The sequence below is a fragment of the Citricoccus nitrophenolicus genome (assembly GCF_047305825.1).
Taxonomy (GTDB): Bacteria; Actinomycetota; Actinomycetes; order Actinomycetales; family Micrococcaceae; genus Citricoccus; species Citricoccus nitrophenolicus.
This window is the reverse complement of sequence record NZ_CP063070.1, coordinates 3119996-3131631: the sequence shown is the minus strand read 5'-3', so window position 1 is coordinate 3131631 and position 11636 is coordinate 3119996. Positions and strand designations below refer to the sequence as shown.

The 11636-nt window shown below is 69.7% G+C and carries 14 protein-coding genes and 1 other RNA gene; 7 read left to right on the top strand and 8 right to left on the bottom strand.

Translation table 11 applies throughout. From position 1 onward, the window contains the following. Positions 1–77 precede the first annotated feature (77 nt). Both IMT31_RS14250 and IMT31_RS14245 read left to right on the top strand, forming a co-directional pair. Positions 78–680, top strand: coding sequence for a GDSL-type esterase/lipase family protein (locus IMT31_RS14250; RefSeq protein ID WP_345358853.1), 603 nt, complete (start codon positions 78–80; stop codon positions 678–680). 99 nt (positions 681–779) lie between these two features. Beyond that, positions 780–854 (top strand): 50S ribosomal protein bL37, encoded by a 75-nt coding sequence (locus tag IMT31_RS14245; protein ID WP_378109360.1) that lies wholly within the window; start codon positions 780–782, stop codon positions 852–854. A 161-nt stretch (positions 855–1015) separates the two neighbouring features. Here the strand turns inward: IMT31_RS14245 and rsrA are convergent, their stop codons facing one another. Both rsrA and IMT31_RS14235 read right to left on the bottom strand, forming a co-directional pair. Then, entirely contained in the window at positions 1016–1282 is a 267-nt protein-coding gene (rsrA, locus tag IMT31_RS14240; protein WP_345358850.1) for a mycothiol system anti-sigma-R factor, read from the bottom strand. Beyond that, positions 1279–1983: a sigma-70 family RNA polymerase sigma factor gene (locus IMT31_RS14235; RefSeq protein ID WP_345358847.1), complete on the bottom strand. Its 705-nt coding sequence runs from the start codon at positions 1981–1983 to the stop codon at positions 1279–1281. The genes rsrA and IMT31_RS14235 overlap by 4 nt, the downstream gene beginning before the upstream one ends. A 202-nt stretch (positions 1984–2185) precedes the next feature. On the opposite strand from IMT31_RS14235, the gene aroA reads away from it, so the two are divergent. The 5 genes from aroA to IMT31_RS14210 are packed head-to-tail and all read left to right on the top strand — an operon-like array spanning position 2186 to position 6425. Next, complete coding sequence (gene aroA, locus IMT31_RS14230) at positions 2186–3574, top strand: 3-phosphoshikimate 1-carboxyvinyltransferase (RefSeq protein ID WP_413543190.1); 1389 nt, start codon at positions 2186–2188, stop codon at positions 3572–3574. Further along, complete coding sequence (locus tag IMT31_RS14225; protein WP_413543189.1) at positions 3571–4719, top strand: ribosome small subunit-dependent GTPase A; 1149 nt, start codon at positions 3571–3573, stop codon at positions 4717–4719. Before aroA ends, IMT31_RS14225 begins: the two co-directional genes overlap by 4 nt. A 10-nt stretch (positions 4720–4729) precedes the next feature. Next, positions 4730–5548, top strand: a complete 819-nt coding sequence (gene hisN / locus IMT31_RS14220) for a histidinol-phosphatase (RefSeq protein WP_413543188.1) — start codon at positions 4730–4732, stop codon at positions 5546–5548. Then, the gene (locus tag IMT31_RS14215; protein WP_413543187.1) at positions 5548–6093 is read left to right on the top strand and encodes a CrcB family protein; all 546 of its coding nucleotides are present in this window, start codon (positions 5548–5550) and stop codon (positions 6091–6093) included. Before hisN ends, IMT31_RS14215 begins: the two co-directional genes overlap by 1 nt. Then, entirely contained in the window at positions 6090–6425 is a 336-nt protein-coding gene (locus tag IMT31_RS14210; RefSeq protein WP_413543186.1) for a fluoride efflux transporter FluC, read from the top strand. Before IMT31_RS14215 ends, IMT31_RS14210 begins: the two co-directional genes overlap by 4 nt. Before the next feature lie 8 nt (positions 6426–6433). Here IMT31_RS14210 and IMT31_RS14205 read toward each other — a convergent pair whose 3' ends face one another. The 6 genes from IMT31_RS14205 to ftsE form a co-directional block, all read right to left on the bottom strand. After that, positions 6434–6859, bottom strand: a complete 426-nt coding sequence (locus IMT31_RS14205; protein WP_345358829.1) for a DUF2568 domain-containing protein — start codon at positions 6857–6859, stop codon at positions 6434–6436. Positions 6860–6956: 97 nt separating this feature from the next. Further along, positions 6957–7327, bottom strand: a transfer-messenger RNA (tmRNA) gene (gene ssrA / locus IMT31_RS14200). Positions 7328–7457: 130 nt separating this feature from the next. Then, positions 7458–7967 carry an SsrA-binding protein SmpB gene (smpB, locus tag IMT31_RS14195; protein WP_345358826.1) on the bottom strand — a complete coding sequence of 170 codons (510 nt, stop codon included), beginning with the start codon at positions 7965–7967 and terminating at the stop codon, positions 7458–7460. Between the two features lie 138 nt (positions 7968–8105). Beyond that, the gene (locus IMT31_RS14190) at positions 8106–9647 is read right to left on the bottom strand and encodes a peptidoglycan DD-metalloendopeptidase family protein (protein ID WP_413543185.1); all 1542 of its coding nucleotides are present in this window, start codon (positions 9645–9647) and stop codon (positions 8106–8108) included. Between the two features lie 124 nt (positions 9648–9771). Further along, a complete protein-coding gene (ftsX, locus tag IMT31_RS14185; protein WP_345358820.1) occupies positions 9772–10686 on the bottom strand; it encodes a permease-like cell division protein FtsX in 915 nt (304 codons plus the stop codon). Beyond that, on the bottom strand, positions 10683–11432 hold the full coding sequence (ftsE, locus tag IMT31_RS14180) for a cell division ATP-binding protein FtsE (protein ID WP_413544437.1): 750 nt from the start codon (positions 11430–11432) through the stop codon (positions 10683–10685). Before ftsE ends, ftsX begins: the two co-directional genes overlap by 4 nt. Positions 11433–11636: the final 204 nt, after the last annotated feature.

Genomic DNA, 11636 nt, shown 5'->3' with positions numbered 1-11636 from the left:
CCGGCCGCCCGCGGCGGCCGGGCCGGGTGTTCCCGCCGCCTTGCTACAGTGACGGGCACCCCATCGAAAGGTACACAGTGGAGATTCGTCGGATCCGCATCGCCTCCGTCGGCAATGAGCTCCTGGCGGGCGTGGGCGACCCCCGCGCGCTGGGCTGGCTCGGCCGCGTCCTGGCCAAGACCTCGGCCCCAGGGGTCCAGCTGGAGAGCTACGTCCTGGCCCGTCCGGGCGAGGGCACGGAGGCGTTGTCCCAGCGCTGGCAGGACGAGACGGCCCTGCGGTACGGCGAGACCACGGAGAACCGACTGGTGATCGGACTCTCTGACACCGACCTGGACCGCGAGGCGTCCACGGCCCGTGCACGGCTGAATCTGGCCAACATCCTGGACCGTGCGGCTCAGTTGGACATCGCCACCCTCGTGGTGGGGCCGGTGCCCTCCCTGGACGGGGAGCGCAACGTCCGCCTGCAGGAGTTGAACACGGCATACATGGACGTGGCGGACCGACGCCACCACTACTACGTGGACACGTTCACGCCGCTCGTCAATCACGAGCAGTGGCGCAATGATCTGGCAGCGGGTCAGGGACTGCCCGGCCAGGCCGGCTACGGGCTGATCGCCTGGCTCGTCCTGCACCGCGGTTGGTACCAGTGGTTGAACCTGCCGGAGCCCACGGCCTGACGCTCCGGTGCCGGGTTGAGAGCACCCGCCCGAGGTGTGAGAAAATGGATGGTGCTGTCACGGATCGATGACGGCGTCGGATCACCGGAAGGAACCGCGATGAGCAAGCGTGGACGCAAGCGTAAGGACCGCCGTAAGGGCAACGCCAACCACGGCAAGCGACCCAACTCCTGAGGCCCTCTCGGGCCCCTCATGGCCTGCTTGGCCTGCATGGGTTGCACCGAGAGCAGTAGAACCACCAGACCCCGCCGATCGGGACGGTTGATCCGTCCGCCCCGGCGGGGTCTGTTGCGTCTCCGGCTCCTGAGCCGCCGGGCCTGAGGGATGGCCGGTCTCTAGTGGCCGGCCTCCAGCTTGATCTCGCTGATACGCGCCATGATGCTGACCTTCAGGGTGCTCGGGGCCTTCTCGGTGCAGCTGCGCTTGACCACGGAGCGGATGATGCACTCGAGGTCATACTCGCCGGCGCACTCAGTGCACTCCTCGAGGTGGCCCTTGACCTCCTCGAGGTCGCGGTGCGTCAGGGCACCGTCAAGGTACTCGTACAGGCGCTGGATGCGGGTGTCCGCGCAGTCACCGATCTTCTGGCAGTCCTCGCTCATCTGCTGCCCGCCTCCTGATCTTCCTGTGTGGTCCCGGCCCGGCCGGTGGCGGCCCGCCCGTTGGTGGTCTTCTGGGCGCCGATGCCGCGATCCCGCGCATAGTCGGTCAGCAGCCCGCGGAGCAGTTTGCGGCCGCGGTGCAGCCGGCTCATGACCGTGCCGATCGGGATATCGAGGATTCCGGCGATCTCCTTGTAGGCGAAGCCCTCCACGTCCGCGAAGTACACCGCCAACCGGAACTCCTCCGGAATGGACTGCAGAGCGTCCTTGACGTCTGAGTCGGGCAGGTGGTCCAGTGCCTCGGTCTCTGCGGAGCGGAGCCCACTGGAGGTGTGCTCCGCGGCCCGGAACATCTGCCAGTCCTCCACCGTGTCCGTGGCGGCCTGCTGGGGCTGCCGCTGGCGCTTGCGGTACAGGTTGATGTAGGTGTTCGTCAGGATCCGATACAGCCAGGCCTTGAGATTGGTCCCGGGCTTGTACTGGTGGAAGGACGAGTAGGCCTTCGTGTAGGCCTCCTGGACCAGGTCCTCGGCGTCCTGCGGGTTGCGCGTCATGCGCATGGCCGCCGAGTACAGCTGGTCCACATACTCCAGGGCATCCCGCTCGAAGCGTCCACGCCGGGCGCTGTCCGATTCGGTGGCCCGGTCCACGTCGGCCGTGTCATGTGCCGCGGTGCCCGGGGCGGCGTCTTGGGTATCCATCGCAGACCAGTCTACGGCCCGTTCCCTGACGGCAGGCCGTTCGGCCAGGGCCACTGCGCTGGGTGTCATGGATACCGTCCTTCCGTAGGTCTCGTCCCGGTGTCCCGGGCTGTGGCCCGGCTGTGTGCCGGCCGGTTGCCACAGCCGGTACAGCAACCCGCCCGGCACCGTTATTCCTCCGCCCGGTAATCTGGGCAGGGTGATGACCCACCCTGCAGATCCCTGGCCCGCCCCCCGACCGAACGGACCGGTCCACGGCACCGTGCGTGTGCCCGGTTCCAAGTCGCTCACCAACCGCTACCTCGTGCTCGCCGCCCTGGCCGAGGGGCCGAGCCGCTTGCGCGGCGTGCTGGACAGCCGAGACTCCCGCCTGATGGTTCAGGCCCTCACCGCGCTCGGCGCCTCGATCAGCCAGGTAGCCCCGGGCACGGTGGAGGTTGTCCCCGTGCCCGACGGCGGCCCCCGGCTCCCGGCGGACGGCGTCACCATCGACTGTGGTCTGGCCGGGACGGTCATGCGATTCGTCCCGCCCGTGGCCGCGCTGGCCTCCGGAGCCGTGCACTTCACCGGAGACGAGGCCGCCCTGGCCCGGCCCATGGGTCCGGTCCTCGAGGCCCTGGCCGCGCTCGGTGTCAGGGTGGATGGCCCCGGCGCCGAGACCGGCACCCTCCCCTTCACCATCCACGGCGGTGGCGCGGACGGCGGCCGAGTCGAGGTCGACGCCTCCGGCTCCAGCCAGTTCATCTCCGGTCTGCTGCTGGCCGCCCCGCGCCTTCGCCGAGGGCTGCACCTGGTGCACACCGGGGCCTCTGTCCCCAGCCCGGAGCACATCGGCATGACGGTGGCGGTGTTGCGCCGCTGCGGCGTGACGGTGGATGACTCCGTACCCGGGCAGTGGAGGGTCTCCCCCGGTCCGATCCGCTCCCTGGACACCGCGGTGGAGCCGGACCTGTCCAATGCCGGGCCGTTCCTGGCCGCGGCCGTGGCCACCGGAGGTACCGTCTCCGTGCCCGACTGGCCCGCCGAGACCACCCAGATCGGCGACCGGTGGCGGTCCATCCTGCCGGCCTTCGGGGCCACGGTGGAGTTCTCCCCCGTCCCGTCCGCCAGCGGCACCACCGGCACGGAAACCCGAACGGACACCGGCACCCTGACGGTCTCCGGGTCCCTGGACGAGGACGGCCGGCCCCGCATCACAGCTCCCGGTGACCTGGACGGAACGGCCGAGCTGGCACCCACCGCGGCGGCCTTGTGCCTGCTGGCGGACGGGCCGGGACGGTTGACCGGGATCGGCCACCTCCGCGGCCACGAGACGGACCGGCTGACGGCCCTCGCCACTGAGTCCGGGCGGCTCGGCGGACAGGTCGAGGAGGGCCCTGATTCCCTCTCCTTCCCCGGGGGGAGGGACCACCTCCACGGGGCGACCCTGCAGACCTATGAGGACCACCGGATGGCGACCTTCGCCGCCGTGCTGGGTCTGGCCGTGCCCGGGGTGTTGGTGCGTGACATCGCCACGACGGCCAAGACCATGCCGGACTTCCCCCGGATGTGGACAGGCCTCGTCGACGGCAGCGACGGTCCGGACGCATGAGCCGCCCCGGACGCCGGTTCGACCCGAAGCGCTGGGACGAGTCCGACATCCGCTCGCGGCCCACCAAGCAGGGCTCACGGCCGCGCACCAAGGAACGCCCCGAGCACGAGGACGCGGTGATCGGCCGGGTCGTGACCGTGGACCGGGGCCGGTACACCGTCCACCTGGACGGAGGGCCCGCCGAGGACGGGGGCCGGGACGTCACGGCCATGCGCGCCAAGGAGTTGCGGCGCAACCCGGTGGTGACCGGTGACCTCGTGGGCGTGGTCGGGGACCTGTCCGGGCGGGAGGGAACGCTGGCACGGATCGTGCGGATCGAGGATCGCTCCACCGTGCTGCGCCGTTCCGCCGACGACTCGGACGCCTATGAGCGCGTGGTCGTGGCCAACGTGGACACCCTGGTCATCATGGTGGCAGCGGCCAACCCCGAGCCCCGCACCGGCTTCATCGACCGGGCGCTGGTGGCCTCCTACGACGCGGGCATCGAACCGGTGCTCTGCATCACCAAGACGGATCTGCGCGACCCGGCCGGGCTGCTGACCCACTACCGGCATCTCGACCTGGAGGTGCTCACCTCGCGGTCTGCCCAGTCTGCCCAGTCTGCACACGACGGTGGCGCTGGCGATCCCGACACTGGTGATCCCGACGCTGGGGGTTCTGACGCTGGGGATTCTGACGCGGACGAGACCGACGCAAAGCTGGACTCCGGCCTGCTGGCCGCCCTGAGGACCCGGCTGGAAGGCCACGTGTCCGTGCTGGTGGGGCCGTCCGGCGTCGGGAAGTCCACGCTGCTCAACGCCCTGGCCGGCACCCGGCGGGCCACCGGCCACGTCAACGCCGTCACCGGCCGCGGGCGGCACACCTCCTCCTCCGCGCTGGCCATCCCCCTGCCGGACAGCCCGGGTGCCTGGCTCGTGGACACCCCGGGGATCCGCTCCTTCGGCCTGGGCCTGGTGGACCGTGACCGGGTGGTGGAGGCGTTCGACGATCTCGCTCCCGCGCTGGCCGACTGCCCCCGGGGCTGCTCGCATGCCGAGGGGGAGCCCGGCTGCGCCCTGGATGGCTGGGTGGCCGCTGGTCAAGCCGGGCCGTCCGGGGCCGAGCGGCTGGCGTCATTGCGGCGGCTGCTGACCGGCGGAAGGTAGCGTGGCCTCCATGACCGATGCGCCCAAGAACTACACGGATGACCTCCGACTCGCCCACATCATGGCGGACTCGGTGGACTCCCAGACCATGGCCCGCTTCAAGGCGCAGGACTTCACGGTCGACACCAAGCCGGACCTGACCCCTGTCACTGACGTGGACCGCGGCGCCGAGGAACTCATCCGCGGCAACCTGTCCCGGGCCCGCCCGCGGGACGCCGTGCTGGGCGAGGAATTCGGTGAGGCCGGCCACGGTCCGCGGCGCTGGGTGGTGGACCCGATCGACGGGACCAAGAACTTCGTCCGCGGCGTGCCGGTGTGGGCCACCCTGATCGCCCTGATCGACGACGGCGAGCCCGTGGTCGGCGTGGTCTCCGCCCCGGCCCTGAACCGCCGGTGGTGGGCCGCCAAGGGCACGGGCGCCTACATGGGCAAGTCCATCGCCTCGGCCACCCGCATCCACGTCTCCAACGTGTCCCGGATCGAGGATGCCTCGCTGTCCTACTCGTCCCTGGAGGGCTGGCGGGATCGCGGCAACATCCGCGAGTTCCTGGAACTGACGTCCACCGTGTGGCGCACCCGGGCCTACGGCGACTTCTGGTCCTACATGATGGTGGCCGAAGGCGCCGTGGACCTCGCCTGTGAACCCGAGCTGGAGCTCTATGACATGGCCGCCCTGGTGCCGATCGTCACCGAGGCCGGCGGTCGCTTCACGTCCCTGGAGGGCGAGGACGGCCCGTTCGGCGGCAACGCCCTGGCCTCCAACGGGCTGCTGCATCCTGATGCCCTCGAGTCCCTCAACCCGGAGCTGATCGGCCAGCAGCAGGCCTGATGACCGCAGCACTGCCCGCTCCTCCGCCGCAGGATCCCCTGCCGCGGCACCCCGGCTGGACCGTGGTGGGCGCCGTGGCGGCCGGCGGGGCGATCGGCACGCTGCTGCGCTGGCTGCTGGTGGCCCCCGCCCCGGAGTCCGGTTCCCCGCTGGCCCAGTGGGTCACCCTCGGGGCCGTGAACCTGTCCGGGTCCCTCCTGCTGGGGCTGCTGTGGGCCGTGACGTCCCGGCGTGACTTGCCTCCCTGGCTCGTGACCGGCCTCGGAACCGGAGTGCTGGGGGCCTACACCTCACTCTCCGCGGTGGTCCTGGCCGCCTCCGTGGCACCGGCGATCGGCCTCGGCGATTTCATCCGGACCGGATCGCCGGGCGGTTGGCTGCTCATGGCCGGGCTGGGCGGGACCCTGCTGGCCCTGGCGGCTGGTGCGGCCCTGGGCACCATGGCCGCCGCCGCAGGACTGTGGCTCGGCGGGTACCGGCCCGGGAGGCCGGGGCACCCCGAGGGGACCGTGGGGAACGAGGGGTCGGTGGGAGAGACCGCATGATGATCCTGATTCTGGCCGTGGCCGGGGCCGTGGGCGCGGTCCTGCGCCTGACCGCGGACCACTACCTGCCTCGCCGGGGGATCCTCGTGGCCAACACCCTCGGCTCCTTCGTGGCCGGTGTGACCGCCGGCGCGCTCTCGGGGGTGGCTCTCGACCTCTGGGTCACCGGAGTGGCCGGGGCGTTGACCACCTTCTCCACCGTGTCGGTGTCCACGGCACGGGACGCCCTGTCCGGGAGGTTCGCGGCCGCCGTCGGCTGCTGGGCCGCCCACCTGGCCTTGGGCATGCTGGCCGTGGGGGTGGGTCTCTCCCTGGGACTCCGTTGGTCCTGATTCCCCGGTCAGCGCCCGGCGGCGCGGCGGCCCGTGGGCCGCGCGGTCTCAGCCCGGGCCCCGTGCCGCTCCTGACGGGCCTGCCGGGACTCCTGCCCCAGACGTTCTCGGTACAGCACGGTCAGCACCAGGGACAGCACGATCAGCGCGAGGTAGATTCCGCCCAGCACCGGCTGGCCCACCACGAACAGCACCACCGCACCGAGCAGGAACAGCACGTGCCCGGCCACGGTATGCCAGGGCCAGCCCGGGCGGGCCGGTGCCTTCGGGGAGAGGACGAGACCCCACACGGCGGCCACCACCACCACGGCAGCCACCGCAGCCCAGGGGCTGGAGAACACCGTGAGGGCCCAGAAGCCGGCGGAGCCGAGCAGGCCGAGCTCAAGCAGGAACATCAGGACGGCGGACAGGGCGGGGCCAGCGGAATCAGGCATGATCCCACAGTCTAGAGGACGCCTGGGCCGGGAACACCCGGGCATGACAAAGGCCCCGGGACACCGTGGGCGGTGTCCCGGGGCCTTGGCCGTGGGATGGTGGAGATGGCGGGAATTGAACCCGCGTCCGATGCAGTGTTGCCAGGTCTTCTCCGGGCGCAGTGTGCTGTGGGTGTTACTCGGCCCTGACTGTCCTACACACAGGCAGCCAACCCGGGCCCAGCCGGATTAAGGTCTCCACCGCTACCCCCGGCGGGGGCGGTGGACAGTGGCTATCTAATCGACGCCAGGTCCCGGGGCGATAGCATCCCCGGGCTGACGGACTCGTTCACTGATCAGGCAGCGAGAGCGAAGTCAGTGCGCTTAGATTCGGCACTTGTTGGTTTGCAGAGAGCGTTGACGAGATGACTCTGCATCCTCGGCCCGCTTCCCCTGTCGCGACTCACATCGTCGAAACCGATCATCCCCGTATTCAGTTGACAAACAACCGTCCATCATCCGATCCCCTGCGCAGTTTCCCTGACTCCACGCCTGGTCCGGACTGTCCAGTGTAACGCATGTGCCGCCCCCGGTATTCCGAGACAGCCGGCACTCCGGTTCAGGCCGCCCCGCGGTTGCGCATCCGCATGGCCCGCTGGGCCTCGCGGTTGTCCTGCTTCTCCCGGAGCGCATGGCGCTTGTCATAGTCCCGCTTGCCCTGGGCCACCGCGATCTCCACCTTGACGCGGCCGTCCCGGAAGTAGAGCTGCAGCGGCACGATCGTGTGCCCGGCCTCCGCGATCTGGCGGGAGATCTTGGTCAGCTCCTGGCGGTGCAGCAGCAGCTTCCGGCGGCGACGGGCGGAATGGTTGGTCCAGGAGCCGTTGAGGTACTCCGGGATGTAGACCTGCTCCAGATAGAGCTCGTCAGCGTAGAAGACGGCGAAGCCGTCCACGAGCGAGGCATTGCCCTCACGCAGGGACTTCACCTCGGTCCCCATCAGCGCGATCCCGGCCTCGTAGGTGTCCAGGATGAGGTAGTTGTGCCGCGCCTTGCGGTTGGTCGCGATGACCTGACGGCCGTCCGGCGTCTTCCGGTTGCCGGACTTGCCGGCGGACTTCTTGGCCACGGGTGCTCCTCTCCTGGGCTGACTCCTGGTGACACGGACTGTTCAGTCTACCCGCGCTGTCCACGGCGCGCCGACGAGGTGGCCACCGAGGAACCGGCGGGCACCTCGCCGGCAGGCCCAGCAGAACCCCTGGCGTCCCTAGAGGAGGCCGGCCGGGTTGACGGCCTGGCCGTCCAGGATGGTCTCGAAGTGCAGGTGGCACCCGGTGGAGTTGCCAGTGGTACCGGTGTAGCCGATCACCTGGCCGCGCTGGACCTGCTGCCCCGGGGACACGATGTACCGCGTCATGTGGTGGTACTTGGTGGCCAGGGCGCGCCCGTTGACCGCCCCATGGGAGATGACCACCCGGTTTCCGGAAGTCCACACGGCCCAGTCGGCATTCCAGACCTCACCGTCCGCCGCGGCCCGGATCGGCAGGCCGCAGCCGCCACCGAAGTCCATCCCGGTATGCACGTAGCCGCCCGCTCCCCCATAGTCGAAGCTGCCGGACGGCGTCGGGCGCCAACCGAAGCCTGAGGTGATGTAGGTGTTCAGGGGCCACTGCAGCCCCCAACCGCTCGACGAGCTGGCGGCCTCCTGGGCCTGGCTGGCCCGCTCCTCGGCGGCATCCGCCTCCTGGTTGGCCTGCTCGGAGGCCTCCTGGGCCTTGCGCGCGGCAGCCCGGTCCGCACGCGCCGCCGCCTCCCGTGCCTTGCGGGCGGCCTCCTCTGCGGCGCGGCGCTTGCGCTCCGCCTCGGCGACCGCCTCGCGGTGCTTCTCCTGCAGATCGGACGTGGCCGACGCCTCGGCGGTCAGGGCCCGCTGGCGTTCGGCGATCTGCTCGTTGACCTTGTCCTGCTCCGCGCGATTCGCGTCGATCTGGGCCTGGATCTTCGGACGTTGGGCCTTCAGCTCGTCCGTCAGCTGGGAGGTGCTGGTGACCATCTCGTCCAGTTCCCGCTTGGCCTCGGAGGCCTCGTTGCGAGCCTGCTCCTCCCGGGCGAGCGCCTCCTCCGCCTGGGTCCGCAGGTCCTTGATCTCGGCCTCGACGGCCGCCAGGCGAACCTCTGCGTTGACGTCCGTGGACTTGGACTGCGAGACCGAGGAGATCCGGCTGTTCTGGATGCGCAGCGCCTGGTTGGCCATCCCCATGGCGTCCGGCAGTGAGGAGTCACTCAGGCCCAGGATGAAGGCCAGGTCCGAGGAGACCCCGCCCTGCTTGTACGCCTGGTTGGCGATCTGGCCGATCTCCGTGGCGGCGGTGTCCAGCTCCTGCTCGCTCGCGGCGATCTCGGCCAGGATCTCCGATCGGCTCGACTCGGCCTGCCGGACCCGCTCGTTGAGGGACTGCACCTCGGCGGTGGCCGCGGAGACGCGTCCCTCCGCGGCGGACAGCGCCTCCTGAGCACCGGGCAGCTGGTCCTGCAGGCCGTTCAGCTTCCGGATCTTCTCGGCGATGTCCTCATCGAGCCCCTCGAGGGACGCGTCCAGGTCCCCTTGACGGTCCTCCAGCTCAGACTGCTCACCACCGAGATCCCCGATCTCCCGATCGATCTCCGCCTGGTTGCGCTCCGCCTGCTCGATCTGCCGCTCCAGGTCGTCGATGGAGTCCTGAGCCATGGCGGTGCCACTCATGGACAGGGTCAGGAGCGTCACCAGACCGGCGCCGAGCATGGCGCGGGAGAGTCGGCGTCGGGTCACGGTGTGCCTTCCGGAGTCGAGTGGATTCAGGTGAGGTCGGGACGTCGGGAATGTCTCGGTGCGGGTGTTCAGGTCTCGGAGGGGTTCAGATCGGGTCACATTAGTCACACGTGTCCCATAGTCATCACACCTTAAGATAACGCCTCAGGGTGAGAATCGAGGAAAGCGCGGCCAACAGGATGGCCACGCCCAGCAGGAGCGGTACCAGGATGAGAGCCTCCACGCCGGCGATGAACCCGGTCCCGGGATACTGCCCGGTGAGCCAGTCACCGATGAAGAACTCCGCGATCGCCCAGGTGGTCACGCTCGCCAGCACCGCCCCGACCAGGGCCGCGATGACACCCTCCAGCAGGAAGGGCAGCTGGATCATGGTCTTCGAGGCGCCGACGAGCCGCATGATCCCCGTCTCCCGGCGGCGGGAGAAGGCCGAGAGCCGGATGGTGGTGGCGATCAACAGCACCGCGCAGACCAGCATCACCACGGCCACGGAGACGGCGATGACGGAGGCCATGTTCATCAGGGAGAAGATCTGTTCGAGCAGCTCGCGCTGGTCAGAGACGATCTCCACTCCGGGCATGGCGGAGAACAGCTCGTTGACGACCTCGTACTGCTCGGGGTCCACGAGCGCCACCCGGAACGACTCCGGCAGCTGCTCTGCCGTGACGGTCCCGGACATCGCGGAGTTCTTGAACTGCTCCTGGAAGATCTCCAGGGCCTGTTCCTGGGACTCATGCTCGTAACTCTTGATGTAGGGCGCGGCTGTGGGTGACTCCAACAGCTCCTGGATGGACTCGCGCTGGCCGTCCGTGACGGGCCCGGAGGCACAGGAGGTGGTGGTGGAGGTGTCCGTGCACAGGAAGATCGCCACCTCCACCCGGTCATACCAGTACCCCTTCATCTGATTGATCTGCAGCTGCAGCAGCCCGGCGGCACCCACGAAGGTCAGCGAGATGAAGGTCACGAGGACCACCGAGACCACCATGGACAGATTGCGGCGGATGCCGGAGAAGGTCTCTCCGAGGACGAAGGCGAATCTCATGCCTGGGCCTCCTCGCCACCGGCGGGCACGGCCTCGGCGGGTCCACCCTCGGCGGAGCCCAGCACGGTGCGGTAGCCACCCCCGGACTCGTCGCGGACGATCTCACCGGCCTCGAGTTCCACCACGCGGCGGCGCATCTGGTTGACGATGTCGTCGTCGTGCGTGGCCATGACCACGGTGGTCCCGTTCTGATTGATCTTGTCCAGCACGGACATGATGCCCACTGAGGTCTCGGGGTCGAGGTTGCCGGTCGGCTCGTCCGCCAGCAGGATGTCCGGCCGATTGACGATGGCACGGGCGATGGCCACGCGCTGCTGCTCGCCGCCGGAGAGCTCGTGGGGCATGCGCTTCTCCTTGCCCTCCAGGCCCACCGTCTGCAGCACCTCGGGCACGTCCTTTCGGATCTGGGCCCGCCCCTTGCCGAGGACCTGCATGGCGAAGGCCACGTTGGCGTAGACCGTCTTGTTGGGCAGCAGGCGGAAGTCCTGGAAGACCACGCCGATGCCACGGCGCAGTCTCGGAACCCGCCAGGAGGGCAGCCGCGCCACGTTCCGGCCCACCACGTAGACGGCACCGCGGCTGGCGCGTTCCTCCCGCAGCATGAGGCGGATGAACGTGGATTTGCCGGAGCCGGAGGCCCCCACCAGGAAGACGAACTCTCCGCGCTCGAACTCCACCGTGACGTCCTGGAGAGCCGGACGGGAACGGCGGTCATAGACCTTGGTGACCTGCTCGAACCGGATCATGTTCCACACTCGTCCCCTGGACACGCACGTCCCGCGGCACCAGTGGGGCTCGGTAGGGGAAGGCTGGGTGCTCGCTCAGCCCACCGTAGTCACGAAGAGATAACAGCGGTGGGATGTCGGGCCGAACGGGGCAGGTGTGTCCCCGCCCCTCCCCGCCCCGCCCCCTGCCGGCGGCCCGGCCACCGCGTCCGGTGACCGGGCCTC

Coding starts and splice junctions, on each gene's coding strand:
- ftsX (WP_345358820.1), bottom strand. CDS start 10,686: ATGAGATTCGCCTTCGTCCTCGGAGAGACCTTCTCCGGCATCCGCCGC.
- hisN (WP_413543188.1), top strand. CDS start 4,730: ATGACCGATGCGCCCAAGAACTACACGGATGACCTCCGACTCGCCCAC.
- IMT31_RS14205 (WP_345358829.1), bottom strand. CDS start 6,859: ATGCCTGATTCCGCTGGCCCCGCCCTGTCCGCCGTCCTGATGTTCCTG.
- IMT31_RS14210 (WP_413543186.1), top strand. CDS start 6,090: ATGATGATCCTGATTCTGGCCGTGGCCGGGGCCGTGGGCGCGGTCCTG.
- IMT31_RS14215 (WP_413543187.1), top strand. CDS start 5,548: ATGACCGCAGCACTGCCCGCTCCTCCGCCGCAGGATCCCCTGCCGCGG.
- ftsE (WP_413544437.1), bottom strand. CDS start 11,432: ATGATCCGGTTCGAGCAGGTCACCAAGGTCTATGACCGCCGTTCCCGT.
- IMT31_RS14235 (WP_345358847.1), bottom strand. CDS start 1,983: ATGGATACCCAAGACGCCGCCCCGGGCACCGCGGCACATGACACGGCC.
- rsrA (WP_345358850.1), bottom strand. CDS start 1,282: ATGAGCGAGGACTGCCAGAAGATCGGTGACTGCGCGGACACCCGCATC.
- aroA (WP_413543190.1), top strand. CDS start 2,186: ATGACCCACCCTGCAGATCCCTGGCCCGCCCCCCGACCGAACGGACCG.
- IMT31_RS14225 (WP_413543189.1), top strand. CDS start 3,571: ATGAGCCGCCCCGGACGCCGGTTCGACCCGAAGCGCTGGGACGAGTCC.